This window comes from Marinobacter metalliresistant, assembly GCF_038098645.1.
Classification (GTDB): Bacteria; Pseudomonadota; Gammaproteobacteria; order Pseudomonadales; family Oleiphilaceae; genus Marinobacter; species Marinobacter metalliresistant.
The window spans coordinates 1,104,790-1,125,474 of record NZ_CP101118.1 but is presented as its reverse complement, the minus strand read 5'-3'; the positions used below and the strand labels follow the sequence as shown (position 1 = coordinate 1,125,474).

At 58.4% G+C, this 20,685-nt stretch carries 15 protein-coding genes and 1 pseudogene; 8 read left to right on the top strand and 8 right to left on the bottom strand.

Annotated elements, in window-relative coordinates:
• Nucleotides 1-35 precede the first annotated feature (35 nt).
• A complete protein-coding gene (ccmI, locus tag NLK58_RS05190) occupies nucleotides 36-1,304 on the top strand; it encodes a c-type cytochrome biogenesis protein CcmI (RefSeq protein ID WP_341582199.1) in 1,269 nt (422 codons plus the stop codon).
• Nucleotides 1,305-1,320: 16 nt separating this feature from the next.
• Here ccmI and NLK58_RS05185 read toward each other — a convergent pair whose 3' ends face one another.
• From NLK58_RS05185 to NLK58_RS05160, 6 genes are read right to left on the bottom strand one after another with little or no spacing between them, the layout of a single operon-like run.
• Complete coding sequence (locus tag NLK58_RS05185) at nucleotides 1,321-3,042, bottom strand: BatD family protein (RefSeq protein ID WP_341582198.1); 1,722 nt, start codon at nucleotides 3,040-3,042, stop codon at nucleotides 1,321-1,323.
• Nucleotides 3,036-4,835 (bottom strand): VWA domain-containing protein, encoded by a 1,800-nt coding sequence (locus NLK58_RS05180; RefSeq protein ID WP_341582197.1) that lies wholly within the window; start codon nucleotides 4,833-4,835, stop codon nucleotides 3,036-3,038. The genes NLK58_RS05185 and NLK58_RS05180 overlap by 7 nt, the downstream gene beginning before the upstream one ends.
• The gene (locus NLK58_RS05175) at nucleotides 4,825-5,853 is read right to left on the bottom strand and encodes a VWA domain-containing protein (RefSeq protein WP_117617568.1); all 1,029 of its coding nucleotides are present in this window, start codon (nucleotides 5,851-5,853) and stop codon (nucleotides 4,825-4,827) included. Before NLK58_RS05175 ends, NLK58_RS05180 begins: the two co-directional genes overlap by 11 nt.
• Nucleotides 5,847-6,317 carry a DUF4381 domain-containing protein gene (locus NLK58_RS05170; protein WP_117617567.1) on the bottom strand — a complete coding sequence of 157 codons (471 nt, stop codon included), beginning with the start codon at nucleotides 6,315-6,317 and terminating at the stop codon, nucleotides 5,847-5,849. The genes NLK58_RS05175 and NLK58_RS05170 overlap by 7 nt, the downstream gene beginning before the upstream one ends.
• Nucleotides 6,314-7,255, bottom strand: a complete 942-nt coding sequence (locus tag NLK58_RS05165; protein ID WP_117617566.1) for a DUF58 domain-containing protein — start codon at nucleotides 7,253-7,255, stop codon at nucleotides 6,314-6,316. Before NLK58_RS05165 ends, NLK58_RS05170 begins: the two co-directional genes overlap by 4 nt.
• Before the next feature lie 37 nt (nucleotides 7,256-7,292).
• The gene (locus NLK58_RS05160; protein WP_117617565.1) at nucleotides 7,293-8,255 is read right to left on the bottom strand and encodes a MoxR family ATPase; all 963 of its coding nucleotides are present in this window, start codon (nucleotides 8,253-8,255) and stop codon (nucleotides 7,293-7,295) included.
• Between the two features lie 165 nt (nucleotides 8,256-8,420).
• On the opposite strand from NLK58_RS05160, the pseudogene NLK58_RS05155 reads away from it, so the two are divergent.
• The 3 genes and pseudogenes from NLK58_RS05155 to NLK58_RS05145 all read left to right on the top strand — a co-directional run bounded on the left by NLK58_RS05155 (nucleotide 8,421) and on the right by NLK58_RS05145 (nucleotide 14,358).
• Nucleotides 8,421-13,315 (top strand): annotated as a pseudogene (locus NLK58_RS05155) (NAD-glutamate dehydrogenase).
• A gap of 65 nt (nucleotides 13,316-13,380) precedes the next feature.
• Complete coding sequence (gene can, locus NLK58_RS05150; protein ID WP_117617563.1) at nucleotides 13,381-14,061, top strand: carbonate dehydratase; 681 nt, start codon at nucleotides 13,381-13,383, stop codon at nucleotides 14,059-14,061.
• A 123-nt stretch (nucleotides 14,062-14,184) separates the two neighbouring features.
• A complete protein-coding gene (locus NLK58_RS05145; RefSeq protein ID WP_162893688.1) occupies nucleotides 14,185-14,358 on the top strand; it encodes a hypothetical protein in 174 nt (57 codons plus the stop codon).
• Between the two features lie 33 nt (nucleotides 14,359-14,391).
• Here NLK58_RS05145 and NLK58_RS05140 read toward each other — a convergent pair whose 3' ends face one another.
• Nucleotides 14,392-15,576 (bottom strand): Fic family protein, encoded by a 1,185-nt coding sequence (locus NLK58_RS05140; protein WP_341582196.1) that lies wholly within the window; start codon nucleotides 15,574-15,576, stop codon nucleotides 14,392-14,394.
• Between the two features lie 294 nt (nucleotides 15,577-15,870).
• Between NLK58_RS05140 and NLK58_RS05135 the strand changes: the two genes are divergently transcribed.
• Nucleotides 15,871-16,920, top strand: coding sequence for a class I SAM-dependent methyltransferase (locus tag NLK58_RS05135; RefSeq protein WP_117617561.1), 1,050 nt, complete (start codon nucleotides 15,871-15,873; stop codon nucleotides 16,918-16,920).
• Between the two features lie 165 nt (nucleotides 16,921-17,085).
• The gene (locus NLK58_RS05130) at nucleotides 17,086-18,231 is read left to right on the top strand and encodes a methyltransferase (RefSeq protein WP_341582195.1); all 1,146 of its coding nucleotides are present in this window, start codon (nucleotides 17,086-17,088) and stop codon (nucleotides 18,229-18,231) included.
• A 13-nt stretch (nucleotides 18,232-18,244) separates the two neighbouring features.
• On the opposite strand, the gene NLK58_RS05125 is transcribed toward NLK58_RS05130, so the two are convergent.
• Nucleotides 18,245-18,865, bottom strand: a complete 621-nt coding sequence (locus tag NLK58_RS05125; protein WP_117617559.1) for a riboflavin synthase subunit alpha — start codon at nucleotides 18,863-18,865, stop codon at nucleotides 18,245-18,247.
• Between the two features lie 156 nt (nucleotides 18,866-19,021).
• Between NLK58_RS05125 and NLK58_RS05120 the strand changes: the two genes are divergently transcribed.
• Nucleotides 19,022-19,918 carry a hypothetical protein gene (locus tag NLK58_RS05120; RefSeq protein WP_341582194.1) on the top strand — a complete coding sequence of 299 codons (897 nt, stop codon included), beginning with the start codon at nucleotides 19,022-19,024 and terminating at the stop codon, nucleotides 19,916-19,918.
• A 60-nt stretch (nucleotides 19,919-19,978) separates the two neighbouring features.
• Nucleotides 19,979-20,656, top strand: a complete 678-nt coding sequence (locus tag NLK58_RS05115) for a TetR/AcrR family transcriptional regulator (protein WP_341582193.1) — start codon at nucleotides 19,979-19,981, stop codon at nucleotides 20,654-20,656.
• Nucleotides 20,657-20,685 lie beyond the last annotated feature (29 nt).

The following is a 20,685-nucleotide window of genomic DNA, read 5'->3' as shown; positions in this document are numbered from 1 at the left end:
ACCCGATTTAATTCTGAACCTGTGACTGGAATTCCATGACTCAAACTTTCTGGATTGCCGCAACGGTACTCATCATTATTGCCCTGGCGTTCGTACTTTACCCGGTGCTTTTTCACCGGACTGGTACCAGAAAACAGGCGGATCTTAAAAGCCAGAACCTGATGGCTTATCGCTCCAGAATGAAGGAACTGGACAGGGAGTATGAGGCCGGCACCCTGGACAACGAAAACTATCAACAGCTGAAGGAAGAACTGGCCGGTGCCATGCTGGATGACGTGCCGGAGGACGAGCGCCCGAGACCGGTCATCAGTGGCCAGGGAAGCGCCATGGCCGTCGCTCTTGTGTCTATCCTTTTGGTTCCGGCGGCAACGTTCTACCTGTATCAGCGGTGGGGCGCGATGGACCGGGTTGAACAGTTCATCACCATGCAGGAAATGGGCGCCACCGATGGCGCGCGGCAGACTCAGATGGCCGGGCTTGCCGAACAGCTGCGCGAGCGCCTTGAAGCCAGCCCGGATAACCCGGAGGGTTGGGCCATGCTGGGGCGCACCTATATGAGTCTGGAGCGGTACGACGATGCGGCCTGGGCATTCCGGCAACTGGCAGAGAGCGTCGCGGGTGATGACCGCTCCGAATCCGTTGCCTATGGCCTGGCGGCCCAGGCGTTGTTCTTTGACAGCGAGGGCGCCATGACAGAAAAAGTCACTGCCGCCATCGAACAGGCGCGCAAGCTGAACCCGGATGAGGTTAATGTCCTTGGCTTGCTGGGTATCAACGCGTTCAGCCAGCAACATTATCGCGAGGCCATCGAATACTGGGAGCGGATTGAGACCGTCGCTCCGGATCATCCCCAGATTGCTTCCATCCGTGAGGGAATACGTGAAGCCTACACCCGGTTGGGAGAGAAACCGCCGGAACTGGCTGCCGAATCCGAAGCTGCCGGCACAGGGGTTACCGTGCGGGTAACACTGATTGAAGCTTTCAGGGATCAGGTGCCTGCGCATACCACGCTGTTCCTGTTTGCACGCCAGGCTGGCGCCCAGCAAGGGCCGCCGCTGGCAGTGGCAAGACTGACGGCGGATCAGTTGCCTGCAGAAATACGCCTGGACGACAGCTATTCCATGTCACCCCAAGCCAGAATTTCCGATGCTGAAGAAGTGGTGATTACTGCCCGGCTCAGCCGGTCCGGAAGTGTGAGCGCCCAGCCGGGAGACTGGCAGGGCAGCACGGATATGCCGGTGGCGGTGGGCGATGGCCGGGGCGAGCCGGTCGCCATTGTGATCGATCAGCAGCTGACCAACTGACCGGCCCCGCAGGCTCTTAGGCAAGCCCTCGGGGATAGAGCGGCGGCAGGTCAGCCCGGGCCTCCGGCTTTGCGGTCGCTTCCCTTATTTGCTCCAGTGCCCCGACCATGGGGCGTCCATCCCAGTCGTCCGTGCCGTGTCCGGGCGCGAAAAGGCGAGCCTGCAGTTTTCTGATCTCCGCGGTTAACGCCTCGTTCCGGAAATGGCTGGCAACGTCTGCCGCAGAATGAAAGCCGTGACCGGGTGTGTGCAGGCTGGCCCATTCCACCAGCAGTTCCGGCGTTGTCGCAGAACCGTCCCGGGCGGCCTTGATGAGTCGGTTAAAGGCGGCCCGATCATTTCTGTTTTCGCTGGTAACCGGCAGTTTTGCCGGATTCCTCCGTGACCGCCACCAAGCCAGCAAAGTGCCGCCCCATAGCACCGCCAACACCAGACTGAGCCATTGCCAGAGGCTGGTCCGGTCCGGAGCCTGGTTATCCGGCGAATCGGACGCCACGTTTTTTGCGGGTGTCTCCCCGTCTGTTTTAGCTGTGTTCTCCGGCGGTACTGCGCCAGCAGCATCAGGGCCCGTTACCGTCAGCGTTTTTTCCGGAATCTCAGCAACACGTTCGCGATCAGCTTCCGTGTCCCACCAGTGAATGCGGATGGCCGGCAGGGTCATCTGCCCGGCCTCAACGGGCACCAGGGCCACTGACTGCGTCAAGGATGAGGAAAGACCGTCGGGCATTGTCTCGGTGATTCGCTCGGGTTGTTCCGGATAACTCCTCAAACCCGGTGGTACCGCATCCGGCAGTGGCGGCAGCGTCTCCGAGGGCAGGTTGGCTGCTGTCAGGCGGATTTCCCGGGTGATGTTTTCACCAGTTTTGACGTCAAGAGTTGGCGGCAACCCGGCTTCTGTCAGGCTTACGCTGCTTGCCGGCAACCAGGTTTTCCCGGTGAACTGCGATGGCACCTCCTTGACCGGTATTTCAAACAGCTCCTCGCTGTCCCTGAGGAATTTAAGCTTGCCTTGGGCGTCCCGGGACTGCCCTTCAAACCGGATCGGCGGGAGCCTGAAGTTGCCCGGGCGCTGGGGAAACAGGGCATAGCGGCGTTCCACCACACGATAGCGCACCCCGTCACGGTAGCGTGAGAATTCCTGTTGCTTGCCGAGCGGTTCGATAACGACATTGGGGTGCTGGGGTTCCGACAGTTCGCCCCGGATCAGGTTGCCGCGGAAGAACAGGCGAATGGTCAGAATCAGTTGCTCCTGCACATAAACCTCGGCCTTATCGGCAGACAGTTCAATAAAGCTGTCACGGCCGGTGTCCGCCTGATCCGGTGGCGTGCCGTCCACAACTTCCACTGTGACAGGCTCGGAAACGGCGCCCTTGAAAGTGAGGGCGGGAATGGTGAGTTCACCGGTGGTTGTCGGGGCAAGCTGGTAGGTCCAGGTGATCTCACCCACCATCTGGTTGTTGATGGTCTGGATGCTGTACTGCTGGTTCTGCGCGAGGATCTCGAAATCCGGCTGTACCTTCTCGATATCGGGTTTGGGCAGGTTGGACATGTCGAAATCGAACAGGTTACCCAGGTTGATATCGATTTCCATACTGCCTTTGACCGTCAGGGTCATCACCTCACCCTCGTAAAGCCGGGTTCTGTCTGGCTCGACTGTGAGCTCTTGCGCCTGGACCGGCAGCCAGATTGCCGCCAGAAGAAAAAGACAGACAGCCGCTGTGATCAACCGTTTTACCATGGTGTATCGCCCTCATCGGATGGAGTCTGGCGTTGTTGATACTGTTGCAGAAACTTGCGCTGTAACAGGCCGCCCGGGTTGTCGGGAACCCGTCTGAGCGACTGCTCCTGGCTCTGTGTCAGGGGTGTTTCAGAAATTGGCGCAGGAGCCCGGGGCTGGTTCGTCTGTGACTCCTGTTCTCCCGATGCCTGTTCCGGAGTCTGCCCCTCCTGTTCATCCCTCTGCTTATCCGGTTCGCCTGGTTCTTCGCGGTTCCCGGATGAACGCTGGCTGTTCCCGGAGTTCTGCTGCTGCTCGTTGCCAGAGTCACCGGGATTTTTATCGTTTCCCGGCTGGCTCTGATTATCCTGCGGCTTGTTGCCATCGCTGCCCGGGGATTCTGATGGGTCTTTCTGTTTGTTGCTCTGACTGTCACCATTGCCCTGATTTTTCTGCTTCAGTAATTCTTCGACAATCTTCAGATTGTGGCGGGCATCTTCCATATCCGGACTCTCTGCCAGGGCATGATTATAAGCTGCGAGGGCCTCTTCGAGTTTGCCGGCTCTGGCCAGTGCGTTGCCCCGGTTGTAACTGGCGCGGGGCCCTTCGGCCCGGGAAAAGACCTGGGCGGCCGCATCATACTGGCCAGACCGATACAGTGCGGAGCCTTTCCATTCGGGATCATCCAGCCGGGCGGCTGCCTGCTTCGGATCGTTCTGGATCAGTTCGGGGGCTCTCTGATCCTGGCGCTGCCAAAGGTCGGCCCAGGTCATGGCTGCTGCCGGCTGTGGAAACGCCGGTAAAAGCACCAGGGCCAGGGCGGTAAATGCGCCCCGGCGCCATCCCAGAAGAATCAGGGGGGCGGCCAGCCAGAGCAGCCAGTAACCGTCATCCTGCCAGCGGCTGACGGTCAGCCCTGCACTTGTATCCTGCCAGCCACCGGTGTCTTTCGGACTGAGTTCAAGGGATTCAATATCGGTGTTGTTGAGGGTCAGTTCGTGGCTCTGGCCCCCGGTGCTCCGGGCCAGTTCCGACAGGGCATCGGGGGTGGCACGGCTGATCACAATTTCGCCGTTTTCACGAATGAATCCGCGGCGGGCCAGGGGAATGGGGCCACCTTCTTCGGTTCCCACAACCAGGCTGTTGAGCGCATATCCGGTTTCGGACAGGGTATCCCGTATTTCAGGCCAATAGCGTTCACTGATCTGGTCGGTGATTATCAGAATCCGGCCGTCACCCGGTGCACCCTGTGTCAGCAGATCGGCCGCCCTGGCGATGGCAAGGTCAGCGCGATTGCCGGTGGCTGGCATAATCACCGGATCAAGCACGTCCAGCATGCCCTCAATGGTTCTGGTATCGTCGGTCAGCGGTGTGACCACGTGGGCATCACCGGCGTACACGAGCAGCCCGGTCAGGCTGCCCTGCCGTACCGCGAGAATATCCCGGATTTTCCGTTTGGCCCGGGTCAGACGGTCGGGTTCTACGTCTGTTGCCAGCATGGAGAGTGAGAGATCAAGTGCAATCACAAGGCTGTCACCCGGCTGTTTAAGCGGGGTAGGCGCTTCCCGCCATGCTGGTCCGGCAAGGGCAGTGGCCAGAACGACCAGGGCAATGGCAGCCGGTAACATAGGGGATTTCGAGGTTCTGCCTGATGTGCCTTCGTGGCGTATGACAGGCGACAGCAAGCGGGCCGGAATGAGCCGGGACCAGCCGCTGTCCCCCAGATGTAACTGGCGGAACGCCAGATACATCAATGGCAGCAGGAGAACCAACAGCAGCCAGAGCGGGCGCAGGAAGTGAAAATCAGCCAACATCCGGTTCCCCCTCTCTTTGCTGGCGACGCGTGGCCATTATCTGGCCCATCCGCCGGTACAGAAACAACATGCCCCACAAGGCCACCGCAAGGCCGGCGGGCCATGCATAGAGTTCAGTGACAGGGCGGTAGTATTTGCCCTCCAGTTCGATGGGCTCCAGCTGATCAATGCTTTCATAGATGAGCTCAAGCTCCGGCAGGCTACGGGCCCGGAAATACTCGCCACCGGTCTGCTGGGCCATCCGGGTCAACAGGCTCTCATCCAGATCGCGGGACGGGTTGACGCGGCGCGACCCCAACAGGCCACGTTGCACTATGGACTCTGCGCCGATGCCGATGGTGTAAATCCGAATGCCGGCGGCAGTGGCAATCTCGGTGGCCTTGTCCGGTGTTATTTCGCCGGCGGTGTTGGCGCCATCAGTGAGCAGCACCATCACTCGCTGGCCTTCGGGTCTGTCCCGGAGCCGCTTGGTGGCAAGGCCAATGGCGTCACCGATGGCGGTGGCACGGCCGGCCATACCGAGGCCGGCTTCCCGCATCAGGGTTCTGACGGTTTCAAGGTCAAAGGTCAGGGGCGCCTGGACGTAGGGTTCGGTGCCGAACAGGATCAACCCCAGCCGGTCGCCCTGGCGGCGGGAAATGAAGTCATCAAGGACCCGCTTTACAGCTTGCAGCCGGTTAATGCTCCGGCCCTGAAGCACCATGTCCTGCTCATCCATACTGGGAGAAATATCCACCACGAGCATCAGGTCCCGGCCGGACACCGGCATCTGCGTTTGTTCGCCAACGTGCTGCGGCCGGGCCAGGGCAATGACCAGTAATACCCACATCAGGAGCAGCAGCAGTTTCTGCCACAGCGGCACAGCGTTGCCCCGGCGGCTGACGCCGGGCAGGTCTGACAGCCAGTGGCCAACCGGCAGAACCGGCGCATCCACCGACTGCCCCTGAGGTTTGCGCCATTGAAGCAGCAGGGGAATGATGACCAAAGTCAACACCCAGGGCCAGGCAAGGTTCAGCATTTCTGGCCTCCCAGCCACAGTCTGGCAAATGTCAGTGCCTGAGCAGGCTCGCTTGAAACCGAAGGCCGCCAGGCGCTTTCTACCAGGGCCTCAGTCACCGGTCTTGAGGCAACCCGGTGTTCGGGGGCTGTGGCTAACAGGAATTCCACCCAGGCATCACCGGTCAGGGCTTCCGGGTGCGATTGAGGGTATCGTTCCCGGGCGGCCTGCTTCAGGAGCGTATTCAGTTGCACAAACCATTGGGGATCGGGGGCCGCTGAGCGCTCCAGCATGGCCAGTTCCGACTGTGCCGACCGGAGCCAGCGGTTCCTGCGCCTGCGCCTGAGGATCAGCCAGGTCACTGCAGCGATAAGAGCGATCGCCAGAATGGCCAGAATCCACCAGCCGGGCGCCGGTGGCCAGAAACCTCCAGGACCGGGCAGGTGAATGTCTCTGAGTTGGCTGAGCGGGTCTTGCGGATTCACCCGATTCGCCCCCCTGGTCCGAGCAGTGATTTCAGGGCCACCGCTGGATCGTCTCCGGTCGAAACAGTTGCCGCAGTAACGCCAGAGGTCCGGAAGCAGTCTTCGAGCTGCCGTTCATGGCTGGCCACCTTCTCATGCCAGGCCCTCTGGAAGCGCGGATTGGCGGCATCAAACCAGACCGGGCCGTCCGGGCCCGCTACCGCGAACCGCCCGGTTTTTGGTAATTCCCTTTCCAGGGGGTCGACAACTCTAAGTGCACTGACAGCATTGTGGCGGGCCAGGGCGCCCAGCAGTTTCCCGGTCTCCGGGGAGATCTCCAGAAAATCGCTGATCACGAAAATCCGGCTGCCGGTATGGGCAACCCGGCGTGCCTCAGTCAGGGCGGTATCCAGTCTGCCCTGGCTGGCACCTTCATTCAGCGCCGGTTCGTGACTCGCCCGGTGTTGCTGCTCCGCCAGGGTATCCAGCAGCCGTAGTACCGATTTCTTGCGCCGGGCCGGGCGCTGAACGCTCAGTGTTTCACCATTAAAGACAATGCTCCCCACCTGGTCTCCGGACCAGAGAGCCAGCCAGGCGAGGATAGCGGCAAGCTGGGCACAGCGCACCTGTTTAAAGGCGCCGGTACTGGCAAAAAACAGGCTCGGGCCAAGATCGCACAACAGCAGTACCGGCCGTTCCCGCTCTTCCTCGTAGAGCTTGGTATGCGGCGCCTGGCGCCTGGCGGTTACCCGCCAGTCAATACTGCGGATGTCATCGCCGGGCTGGTATAGCCTGACTTCGGCAAAGGCCATGCCCCGGCCCCGCTGGGGCGATCGCTGAAGGCCGGCCTGACGGGAACGTGCCGGCCGTGCCGAAGGCAGCTTCAATGCCCTGGCATCCGCCTGCAGGCGGATGAGATCCGCCAGCCTGATGTAGGTTGCTGTGTCGGTGTTCGGCATTCCTGACGGCTCCCGTGAATTACTTCCGTCGTCGGTTTCAGGCACTCACCGGAACACGTTCGATCAGCCGCTCGATCACGGTGTCTGCAGTCATGCCTTCGGCCTCGGCCTCGAAGGTCAGCAGAATGCGGTGGCGCAGCACATCAAAGGCCATGGCCCGGACGTCGTCGGGCGTGACATAGTCGCGGCCATCAAGCCATGCCAGGGCTCGGGCGCAGCGATCCAGGGCGATAGTGCCGCGGGGACTGGCGCCGAAGGCGGTCCAGCGGGCGAGTTCCGGGTCCAGGGCTGCCGGGTCCCTGGTCGCCAGAACCAGTGCGAGCAGGTACTGCTCGACCGCCTCTGCCATGTAGATGTCGGCCACCTCCGTCCGGGCCTCAAAAACCTGTTGGGCCGTGAGGCGGAGGTCTGTCTTTGGCATGCCCTGCCGATAATCGTTCCGGGCGAGCTGGAGAATGGCTTTCTCAGCTTCCGCCGACGGGTAATGGATGACCACGTGCATCAGGAATCGGTCCAGTTGCGCTTCGGGCAGCGGATAGGTGCCTTCCTGCTCAATCGGGTTCTGGGTGGCCATCACCATGAACGGCTGGTCCAGAGCGAAGGTGCGCATGCCCACGCTGATCTGTCTCTCGCCCATGGCCTCCAGCAACGCCGATTGCACCTTGGCGGGCGCACGGTTGATCTCATCGGCAAGCACCAGGTTGTGGAAAATGGGGCCGCGCTGGAACTCAAACTGTCCCGTTTCCGGCCGGTAGATTTCGCTGCCGGTGACGTCTGACGGCAGCAGGTCCGGAGTGAACTGGATTCGGTGGAAATCCCCTTCCAGGTGTTCTGCCAGGGCCTTGATGGCGGTGGTTTTAGCCAGGCCGGGAGCCCCTTCCACAAGCAGGTGACCGTCTGCGAGCAGGGCGATCAGCAGGCGATCCACCAGTTTTTCCTGCCCGATTATCCGTTTGGCTAACTGTGCCCGTAACTCACCGAACGTATGCTGTAACGACATTGGAAGTGACTGCTCCCTCTCTGTTTGAGGTTTTTCCGGAGAAACCCGTATCGTGCGTAGGTAGTTGCCGCAGTTTTGGCGTCTGGCCGGCAAAAATCAAGGGCTTGACTATGCTTATGTGACGATACTGCGATTACGTTTATTTCACACTAACTGAGGTCGACCATGAATGCGCTGACAGTGGCCAGCAAGGATCAGTTCTTTGAACAGTTGGCTGACGCCTTTGCAAAGAAGATTACCAAAACCGAAGCCAAAAGAATCAGCGAATTTGCCAAGCAGCATTATGCGCACATCCCCCCTGGAAGAGCTGGTCAGCCGACGATTCTCAGATACCTACGGTGCCGTACTGGCGGCCTGGCAATTTCTGCAGAAGCGCTCCGCCGAAAAAACCTCGGTTGCGGTTTTCAATCCGGACCTGGAAAGCGACGGCTGGGAGTCGACCCATACTGTCGTTTTTATTCTGCACCCCAATATGCCGTTCCTGATTGATTCCCTGCGCATTGCCATTAATCAGCGCGAAATCGGTACTCACTCGATCCAGCACTCAATTCTTCAGGTCGAGCGGGACAAAGAAGGCAAACTGAAGAAGCTGCACAGCACAAAAAAAGAGTACCTCCGGATCCGCCTATGAGGCCTTTATCGTTCTGGAAATTGACCGGCACAGTAACCCCGAGGATCTCCGGGATCTGGAAGACACGCTGCAGAACGTGCTCCATGAAGTCCGGATTGCAGTATCCGATTTCCCGGTGGTGACCGAGAAGGTGACCGAGATTATCGGGGAGCTGGACAGTACCACCGCCGGTATCAACGACGAGCAGAAAGCGGAGGCCCGGGCGTTTCTTGAGTGGCTGGCACGGGATCACTTCACCTTCCTGGGTTACGACGAATACGATTTTGCCAAAGACAAGAGCGGAATGGTGGTCCGGCGGGTCGAGAATTCCGAGCTGGGTATCCTGAGAGTCAACAACGAGCGGCCGGACAGGGTGCGTCTAAACGAGCTGCCCCAGCGCACCCGGCATGAGATGACCCGGACCGACGATATCTTTATCTTCGCCAAGTCGGCCCAGCGTTCAAGGGTTCACCGCCCGGCCTACCCGGACTATATCGCGGTCAAGAAGTTCGACAGCAAGGGTGAGGTTGTTGGCGAGCGTCGCTTCCTGGGGTTGTATACCGCCCGGGTCTATAACGAGCGGCCGGATGAGATTCCGTTGCTCCGCCGTAAATTCCAGAGTGTGATAAAGCGCTCCGGGTTCCTCCGGGATGACTACGCCGGCAAGGAGCTGGAGCAGATTCTGACCCTCTATCCCCGGGATGAGCTGTTCCAGATCGAGCCGGACGAGCTGCTGAAGGTGGCCAAAAGCATCCTGTACATTCAGGAACGCCGCCGTATTGAGCTGTTCATGCGGGAGGATGTTTATGGCCAGTTTGTGACCTGCCTGGCGTTTTTCCCGAGAGATATCTACAACACCGAACTTCGCCTGAAAGTGGAGCAGGTGCTGGTTGACCGGCTCGGCGCCGAGGACGTTGAGTTTGTTACCCATTTCTCGGAATCCGTGCTGGCCCGGGTCCAGTTCACCATCCGTGTACCCCAGGTTGAAAACCGCCAGCTGCCAACGGCCGAAATCCGTGAGAAAGTCATTGAACTGGCGCAATCCTGGCGTGACGGCCTCGCCGAGGCACTGAGCGAGGCATACGGTGAAGAGCAGGGCAATGAGCTCTACCGGCTCTGGGCCGGCGGCTTCCCGGCCAGCTATACCGACATGTTCTCGGCCAGGCGTGCTGCGATCGATCTTGAGCATATCTCGGCGTCCGCCATCAAAGGCGACCTTGCCATGAGCTTCTATCGGGCGCTGGAAGAGGATGAGAGCACACTGCATTTCAAGTTATTCTATCCGGACGAACCGCTGCCCCTTTCAGACGTGATGCCGATCTTCGACAATCTGGGCTTCCGTGTCATTGGCGAGCATCCGTTCGAGGTGACCGACCGCCATAACAAGACAGTCTGGATTCACGATTTCACCCTTCATGCTCACACCGGCGATGTGGTAGACATTCATCGTATCCGGCCGATTTTCGAAGAATTGTTCCGACGGGTCTGGTACGGGGAGGCCGAAAACGATGCCTTCAACCGGATGCTGCTGTCCTCATACATGAGCTGGAGGCAGATTGCGCTTCTGCGAACCTATGCCCGTTATATGCGCCAGATCCGTTTTTCCAACAGTCAGACCTTTATCTCCAATACGCTGGTGAACCACGTTGAGCTGACGCAGCTGCTGCTGGAGTTCTTCGAAGTTCGTTTCAACCCGGAGCGGTACCAGAGTCCGGGCAAATGCCAGGCGGCCCAGCAAAAGCTGGAGATCGAGTTCAATGCGGGTCTGGAAGAGGTGGAAAATCTCAGTGAAGACCGTGTGCTACGGCTTTTCCTGGAGCTGATCCAGGCCACCCTGCGCACCAACTATTACCAGCAGGATGAAGCGGGCGGCCCCAAACCCTATATCAGTGTGAAATTCGATCCATCCAGGATTCCGGATGTACCCCTGCCGCTGCCAATGTTCGAAATTTTCGTCTATTCGCCGCGGGTTGAGGGTGTGCACCTCCGGGGTGGCAAGGTCGCCCGTGGCGGCCTGCGCTGGTCTGACCGGTTTGAGGACTACCGTACGGAGATTCTGGGCCTGGTGAAGGCTCAGCAGGTCAAGAACGCGGTGATCGTTCCGGTGGGCGCCAAAGGCGGTTTTGTTGCCAAACGCCTACCGGACCCCACGGACCGGGAAGCCTTCCAGGCAGAGGGCATCGAAGCCTATAAAACCTTTATCCGTGGTTTGCTGGATGTTACCGACAATCTGGTCGATGCCGGCATTCACCCACCGGAGCGGGTGATCCGCCACGATGAAGATGACCATTACCTGGTCGTGGCGGCAGACAAGGGCACGGCAACCTTCTCGGACATCGCCAATGGCCTGGCGGCCGAATACGGCTTCTGGATGGGCGATGCCTTCGCCTCCGGTGGCAGCAATGGCTACGACCACAAGAAGATGGGCATTACCGCCCGGGGGGCCTGGGTCTCGGTGGAACGCCATTTCCGGGAGATGGGCATCAACCCGGCGCTGGATGAATTCACCGCCATCGGCATCGGTGACATGGGCGGCGACGTTTTCGGCAATGGCTTGTTGTCCTCGGAGAAAACAAAACTGGTCGCTGCCTTTAACCATGTCCATATCTTTATCGACCCGACCCCGGATCCGGAGCGGAGTTATATAGAGCGTAAACGATTGTTCGCGCTGCCCCGTTCCGCATGGACCGACTATGACAGCAAGCTTATCTCCAAAGGCGGCGGGGTGTTCAGCCGGAACGCCAAGTCGATTCCTGTCAGCCCGCAAATGAAAAAACTGCTGGGCATCAAGCCGGACCGGGTGCCGCCGAACATGCTGATATCCCATATTCTCAAGGCACAGGTGGATCTGCTCTGGGTAGGCGGTATCGGCACCTACGTGAAGGCAAAAAGCGAATCCCACAGCGACGTCGGCGATAAAGCTAACGATGGCCTTCGAATCAATGGTTCGGAGCTGCGCTGCAAGGTTGTCGGCGAGGGCGGTAACCTGGGGTTGACCCAGCTCGGGCGTATTGAGTACGCCCTCAGGGGCGGGCGCCTGAATACCGACTTCATCGACAACTCCGGCGGCGTTGATTGTTCAGACCATGAGGTCAACATGAAAATCCTGCTGAACCGGGTGGTGGCCATGGGTGATCTCACCGGCAAGCAGCGCAACATCATGCTTGAGGAAATGACCGACGATGTGGCGGAGCTGGTGCTTAAGAACAACTACCGCCAGACCCAGGCCATCAGTATTGCCAACGAGGATGCGGCGACGCGCCTGGAGGAATACCGCCGACTGATGAACACCTTTGAGAGTGAGGGCAAGCTGAATCGGGCTCTGGAATTCCTGCCGGATGACGAAACCCTGTCTGAGCGCAAGCTGGACAAAAAAGGGCTGACCCGGCCGGAGTTGTCGGTTCTGATCTCCTATGTGAAAGGCGATCTCAAGCAGACCCTGATTAACAGCACGCTGCCGGACGATCCGATGCTGGCGGGTGAAATGTACAAGGTGTTCCCGCGGGATCTGACCCAGAAATTCTCGAAAGAGCTGGGTGAGCACCAGTTGCGCCGTGAAATCATTGCCACCCAGATTGCCAATGACATGGTTAACCACATGGGTATTACCTTTGTGGAGCGGCTGAACCAGTCCACCGGTGCTGATGCGGCCTCCATAGCACTGGCCTGGATCATTGCCCGGGATGTTTTCCGCATCGATAACTGGTGGGACAGGATTGAGAATCTGGATTTTCATGTGCCGGCCCAGCTTCAGATGCAATTGATGCAGGACCTGATGCGGCTGATGCGCCGTTCGGTGCGCTGGCTGTTGCGCAACCGTCGCGCGGAACTGAGTATCCAGAATCACATGGAACGTTTTGCCGACAGCGTCTGGGCCATTACCGCAGGACTGCCGGAGTATCTGGGAGAGCAGGCCCGGATCACCTGGGAAAAGCGGCATCAGGCACTGGTGGAAGCCGGATTACCGACAGAGCTGGCTTCCGTGGTTTCCGGTACCGGGCACCTGTACTCGTCCCTCGGTACTATCGAGGCACAGGAAGCGTCAGGAATGCCGTTGAAAACGGTCGCCAATCTTTACTACGAGCTGGGTGACCGCCTTGATCTCAACTGGTTCGCCAATGCCATTGCCGCTCTGACTCCGGCTTCCCACTGGCAGGCCCTTGCCAGGGAGAGTTTCCGTGAGGATCTGGACTGGCAGCAGCGGGCTTTGACCACGGGTGTACTGAGGCTGGCAGAAAAACCGGCAGACGTACCTGTCTGTGTGGAGGGCTGGATGGCGCGGCATCACCAGATGATCGGTCGCTGGAAAACCATGTTGTCCGAGCTTAAGGGCGTGAGAGAGCCGGAGTATGCGATGTTCTCAGTGGCCTTGCGGGAGCTTCTGGATCTGGCTCAGGCTACCATGCATCAGCCTCATGGCGAGGTTGAGGTTGAGGCTCAGACAAACTGAGTATTGCTTTGAGACCATGATTCCCGTTCAATCGTCGGCGGGGAATCACTAAACGGAGTAAGGTAATGGGTCAGCTTGACCATCTTCTGGAAAAAAACCGGTCCTGGGCAGATGGCATCAAGGCCCAGGACCCCCAGTTTTTCCATCGCCTGTCCAACCAGCAGGCACCGGAATATCTCTGGATTGGCTGTGCGGACAGTCGTGTGCCGGCCAACCAGATTGTCGATTTGCTGCCCGGTGAGCTGTTTGTTCACCGGAACGTGGCCAACGTGGTTGTGCATACGGACTTCAACTGCCTGTCGGTGCTCCAGTTCGCCATTGATGTGCTTAAGGTCAAACACATTCTGGTGGTCGGGCATTACGGTTGTGGTGGCGTGAGAGCGGCACTGCTCAACGAGGGCTTCGGGCTGATAAGCAACTGGTTGCGACATGTGCAGGACGTGCGTGACCGGCACCAGAAGGTGCTGGATACCCTGCCGGATGTGCAGGACCGGGTAGACCGGCTGTGTGAACTGAATGTGGTTGAGCAGGTAGGGCATGTGTGCCAGAACAACATCGTCCAGGAAGCTTGGAAGCGTGGCCAACCGCTGACGGTTCATGGTTTCGTCTATGACGTTGCGGACGGTATTCTCAGGGATATGGGGCTGTCGGTTTCCGGCGAAGAAGGTCTTGAGCGTGTCCGGCAAACCAGCCTGGATGAGTTGGTTTTGAGGCCGGTGCGCTCCGGACGCCAGAAAACCGTCTAGCAGGAAATGTAAAATTGCGTCAAAAATTCGTGATGAGTGTCACTTCCTGACCCTCGGTGTCATCACAGTTGGTCACCTCCCGTTTTGGTAGAGTAACTGCTGCTGTAAGCGAGGAGGTGAACCGTGAAAGAACTGATGCAAAAAGCCCTGACAGCCTTCAGCCATCGTAAGGGTGTCTCCGCCGGGTCAGATGAGCGCGCCCGGGGGCGCAAGCCTTCTGATAACAGGCAGCCCGAGGACTGGGGTATGTCCCCGGAAGATGCTCTCCGTGTGGGCACCGTTGCCCGATACAAGTGACCCTTGCCCGCTGTTATGTGTGTCTGGCCTCCCTCACCAGAGGTGAGGGAATAGCATTTCGATTGAGCTTGGTGATAAGGCGAGTGCGACCGGCTTTTTCGCAGGTGCCTCAACTAGTCCGGCATCAGACATTTGCGAAACAATCGTCCGCAAAGTCCGTTCGCTGGTTTCTAAACTTCTCTGCAAGTCAGCGCGTTGTTGCGGTCCGGAACGCAGAAGCTTGAAATATACTTCTTTAGATTCAGGTTTGAGTGGCTTTAAAGTTTCGCCTGTTGATGACAGTAGAGCGCCCCTGTTCCTCATTTCAAAATAATAGTTAATTCTTTCATCCAGTTTTTTCGGTTCGAGAAGTGCCGAAAAATACTTCACCTGGTCAAGCGCAGTATCAAGAAAGTATTCGGTAAACTGGAGAAGTCCCTTGTCCGACAGTATACCCCGGCCGTCTGTAGAGCCTTGTCTTTCCATATCGGCCCGACTCAAAGCCTCGTAATATGCGTCTGTATCTCTTCCAAAGCCACGGCACATTGACCAAAGTCCATAGCCCCCGAGACCTGAGCAATGCATATAATTGTCAGTGAATAGCCTCCCCACACGACCATTTCCATCTAAAAACGGGTGAATCCACATAAACCGATGATGCGCTGCCGCAGCGGCAAAGAGGCGATTAGTTCCATGGATATGTGCTGGATTAAAGACTTTTTCGAACCAGCCCATATATCTGGATATCTCTTGATGCTCGGGAGGAACGTGTTTTCCTACCTTTACGTTTCGGGTTCGAAACTCGCCTGGAGTAATAGGTATGATTTCATCGGTGTCAGGATTTTTTATTTCAAGAAACTTTTTGGGCAGCCCTTGGTAGAACTCTTTATGGACCTCTCTAAAGAATTTGCTGGTGCAGATGACACCTCTGCCAATTTCCAGGTTTGCTAGCCGGGCTTGTACCTCAATGTGCTGCTTTATTTCGAGCAGGTCATCCGAGGGATCGTTCGCCCCGCCTTCCTCCTGTGCATGCAGTATCTCTGCAGGGTGAGTTGGGTTTCCCTCAATTTTATTGCTATAAAAGGAGTTGACCACCCTAAGTAGTTTGACCATGGGAAGGCGTAGCGATTCCGGGATGTTGGCGTTCAGCGCAGAATCAAGGGTGTAGAGCTCCACTACGGCATCTTGAAGCTTACCGGGAGCGTTTTCTTGCGATACGAAAGGCGTTACTGATGTCATTTGCCGGTATCCAAAACTTTAACTATATGATTTAAAATGAAAATAAATTTCAAATTCGATTATTTTGCCGGTTAATTTGCCGAATTATACGCACGTGAATACACATAGCAAGTGCAGGCACGGCAACACCCTTCCCATTGCGCCTTGGGCTCCATTCCAAGGGCGCGCATGCCGCAAGCCTTCGTTTCCTTTCGTTCTGAAGCCCCCGGGATCTGGCCCGCCATGGGAGACTCGACGGCGCATTCCGGTTAAAGTATCCCGTTTCCGAGCCACCCAAGCGGGATTGTCTGTTCAATGTCTCTACCCAATTCCCACGAAGCCCTGTTGAAGAATCGCCACCTGCTCACAGGGGAGGTGGCCCTGTTGGGTGTTACTTCCGCTGGCCTGTTGTCTGAGCTGTCTGAGTACGGCGGCATGGCCATGAGTGAGCATGCGGGTGTGTGCGAGACTCTGCGGGGGCGGGACAACTGGAAGGTCGCCTTCGGTTACGATGATCCGACCTTTGATGCGGGTGCCTTCAACACCCTTGTGGTGTTTTTGCCAAAGGCTCGGGCCGAACTGGAGTTGCGGCTGGCACTTGCCCGTTGGCTGGCGGCAAAAGGCGCCCGGCTGGTTGTGGTTGGCGAGAAAAAAGAGGGGATTGCCGGGGCTGCCAAACAGTTGAAAGCGGTGGCGCCACTGGCGGCCAAGGTAGACAGTGCCAGGCACTGCCAGGTGTGGTGTGCGGAAGCCGTTGAACCGCTGGCAGAGTTTGAGCTTCAGGAATGGATGAGCTGGACGGGCATGGAATGCGCGGGTATTCACCTGGAGGCCGCCGGGCTACCGGGAATCTTCAGCCAGGGAGAGCTTGACGACGGCACCCGGATGCTGCTCGAAACCCTCAGCGACCACCCACTGCGCGCCAGTTACATTCTCGATTTTGCCTGTGGTGCCGGGGTGATCGGCGCCTGGCTCGATGCCTGGCAAAAGCAAATGGAACAGCCGGCAATCACCGTTGACGGGGTGGATGTGCAGTCCCAGGCCGTGACCTGTGCCCGGGCAACCTATCAGCGTAACGGTGTTTCCGGTGAAATAATGGCGTCGGATGGCCTGACCCGTGTTGAAGGTGTCTGGCCGGCGATACTGAGCAACCCTCCCTTCCACAGCGGCGTGAGAACCGATATGTCCATGACCGAGCGTTTCCTTCGCGAGGTTGCACGCCATCTCCGACCTGGCGGTGAGGTTCGCCTGGTCGCAAACAGTTTCCTGCCCTATGAGCCCCTGATGAAGCGGTGTGTCGGCCCGGTTGAGCGGTTACGGGAAGATCGCCGGTTTACGGTATACCGGGCTTTTCGCCGGCCCTGAATTAAAAAAGCCCCTGGGGTGAGGGGCAAAAGGTTCGCGTCCAGAACAACGGAGCAAACCGGAAAAGGGATGTTCAGCGTGAACATCTGTAACCTTAGGGTTAATTTCTAGAATAATCAGCCTAAAATGGCGACTTTGTGACAAAACGCCCGCAGGATGCCTGAAATGACAACTGCCGAACTGGTTTATGCCGACGGTGAACTGACCCTGAGCCGGCCTGGTACCGACGACCCGACGCTGCGGGCCTGGGATGCGGCAGACGAGCTTCTGCTTGAAGGGTGCCTCAACGCTGCCAATGGTGTTACGGAGCCCAGAGTCCTGATCGTGGATGATCAATATGGTGCCTTGTCACTCGGGCTTTCCGGTCTGTCACCGGTGATCGTTGCCGACAGCGCGACCCTGTTCGCAGCGCTGGATGAGAATGCTTCACTTAATCCTTCCCTGAATGCATCTGGCCAGGTGCACAGCTGGATCAACCCGCCTGAAGGACCGTTCGATCTTGTGGTTATGCGAATTCCGCGGCAGGCGGACTATCTTGCCTGGCTGCTGCGCTGGCTCAATGGCGTAATGGCAGGATCCGGTGTCCTGCTGGCTGGAGGCATGATCAAGCACCTTCCGGCCAGAAGCGTTGATGTCTTTGCTAAAACCGTGAACACCGAGAAGGTACTGCCGGCACGAAAAAAGGCCCGGGTCATTCGTTGCAGGAAAGGGAGTGAGCTTCCTGGAGATTGGCCGGGGACCTGGAAAGGCTATCTGTTAACCGGGCAGAGCGATCGCAAGGTTGAGGCGTTACCCGCGGTGTTTGCAAGGGAAAAGCTGGATATCGGTACCCGGCTGCTCCTGCCCCGCGTGGCAGAGGCGGTGAGAGATGCCGAACCCGGTGCACGGGTTCTCGATCTCGCCTGTGGCAACGGTGTGCTTGGCATGACGGCTCTGGCAGAGCGGCAGGATCTGCAGGTGTGCTTCAACGACGTATCGAGCCAGGCGGTGCTCAGCGCCAGCCACAATGTCGAACGGGCATTCCCGGAAGCGGAGGTGGCCTTTGTGCACGCCGACGGTATTGAACCCGGACAGGGAAGATTTGATCTTATACTCCTGAATCCGCCGTTTCACGAAGGAGGCGTGGTTGGCGATCATATCGCCCTGCGCCTGTTCGGGCAGGCCGCCCGACATCTGTCGCCGGGCGGCAGGTTGTTGATGGTCGGAAACCGCCATCTGGGCTATCACCGCAGCCTGCGCCGGTATTTCTCATCTATACATCAGCTGGATGCCAGCCCTAAGTTCGTGGTCTTCCGGGCTGGCAATCGCTGACAGACCGGGCTGGTTAAAGGGTGGGTGCCGGACCGTCATAGCCCAGTCGTGCCAGGGTATCCACGATGGTCTGGGTCTGGCTGTCTATTTCAATATTCACCTGCTGGCCTTCCTGAACCGAGGCAAAGGTTGTGGCCCTGAGGGTTTCCGGAATCAGGTGGACACTGAACCGGTTGCCCCGGGCTTCGCCAATGGTCAGGCTGGCGCCGTTAATGGCAATGTAGCCCTTGGGGAAAAGGTAGCGGGCCCACTCATCAGGCACTTCAAACCACAGGGTGACATTGTTCTCCGGGCGCAGGATTTCCACGATCTTTGCGGTGGTATGAATGTGACCGGACAGCAGGTGCCCGCCAATCTCATCCCCGATACGGGCGGCGCGTTCGAAATTTACCGGGTCCCCGGCTTTCAGATGCCCCAGTGTGGTCAGTTTCAGGGTTTCCTGCATGGCGTCGAAGCAGAGCGCGCTGCCTTCATGGCGCGTTACGGTCAGGCAGGTGCCATTGATGGCCACGGAAGCTCCGATAGAGACACCGTCGAGTTTATCCTCCGGGAAACGGACAATATAGGTGCTAAGACCGGGTTCGGCAGTGACCTCTTCAATGGTTGCGACTCCCTGAACAATGCCTGTGAACATAACCTGACCTCATAAAATGGTGTGCGGCTGCCGGTTTGGCAGGAGCGCACAGGATAGCGAGCGGACCGCCCGGTGCCAAGGCGGCGGTAAAGGATTCAAGAATCCGGTTTGATGGTCGATACTTGTTAAAACCGTCTTTATTCCGGACAACCTGTCATGGCCGAAAACCAGAGCAAAGCCACGCAAGCAGATGCGCCCGCCCAGGCTCCTGTGCTGCGGCCCGGCCGGGCAGCGGATCCTGTGCCCGCGGCGGCGCCCACCGACGCCCAGCCTTCAGTCCCGGCGCCTGCCCTGACCGGAACGGTAGGCGTCACAAAGCCCGGGGAGGGTTCAGGCGCTGCCGTTGCCCCCGATGCCCCCGATGCCAGGGCCGGCGAGGGTGGTGATAAAACCGATGGCAGTACAGAGCGGGTGGTGGCGGAGTCGAGGCAACGCAAACTGAGGCTGATGCTGCGGCAGTGCGACCGTGTTCTGTTGATGGATTTCGACCTGCTGGCGATGAATGACTGGCCCGACAACTACACTCTGGCCGAGGCGCGCCGAAGCCGGGACCTGTGGCTTTTCAGTGCGCTGCTTGCCGCGGTCGTCTTTCTCGGCGGCTTGACCGGGGTTGTGCCGGCCTGGATCGCGGGTGGCGGTTTCGGGGTCTTTGTGATGATCCTGCTGCTCGGAATGCCCGCTGTTCGTCGAATCTACACGTCGAAACCGTCCTACCTGGATTTCCTTGTCACCCGTCAGCGGATGCTTCGGGAGGCCAGGCGGCATGCGGCGCATCTGGAAGGCGCCGACGGGCTGATATGGCAGTGTGCGCAGATGTCCGATTTTAATCCGGCTCTCAGGAATTCGCGTTTCAGTCATTTGCTGAGACTGTCTGAGAGCCGCATTCTCCCCCGTCAGCTTACCCGGCGGGAGTACGTGCGCCTGTATCTGATATACCTGCTGGAGGCGGAGAAGGCCTACAGCCGGGTTCAGAGGGCATTTTTTGAGGGCAATCAGAAAGCCATTGACCATGGCTGGCAGGATGTTGCGGCGGAACCTGCGCCCAGAACTTGACATAACTGCGCCTCAAACGTATGTTTCAAACAGACGTTTGCTAGAGGCATTGAAAACAAAATGGCACAGTCTGATACCGTTGACCGGATTCTCGATGCAGCCGAAGAGCTGTTCGCCGACCGGGGTTTTTCAGAAACCTCGCTCCGCATGATTACCAGCAAGGCTAAAGTAAATCTGGCCGCTGTCAATTACCATTTTGGTTCAAAAAACGCTCTGATTCATGCCGTCTTCGCGCGTTTTCTGACGCCGTTTTCCGCAACTCTTGAAAGCGCGTTCGACGAACTTGAGGAGCGCTGTGCGGGCAAGCCGCCAACATTGAATCAGACGCTCTGGGCCCTGACGGAAAGCGCGGTACGAATGCCCCAGCGGAACGAGAAGGGCATTTCCATCTTCATGCGCCTGCTGGGTCTCGCCTACACCCAGTCCCAGGGGCATCTCCGGAAGTTTCTGGAGCAGGAATACAGCGAGCCGTTCGGCCGTTTCATGCGCCTTCTCAAGGAAGCAACGCCGCAGTTGTCTTCGGTCGACCGGTACTGGCGCATTCAGTTCATGCTCGGAGCAACCGCGTTCACCATGTCCAGCAGTGACGCCCTGCGCGATATCCTGCAGAACAAGCTGGGTGTCGAAACCACCGTTCAGGAAATTGCCGCCCGGCTGGTGCCCTTCCTGGCCGCCGGCATGCAGGCAGAAGACGCCGTGCTGATTCCCTCGTCTGGCAGCAAGGTCTCGGTTGCCTGAGTTCCTGCCTCTCGGTTAGGCTTCCCTCC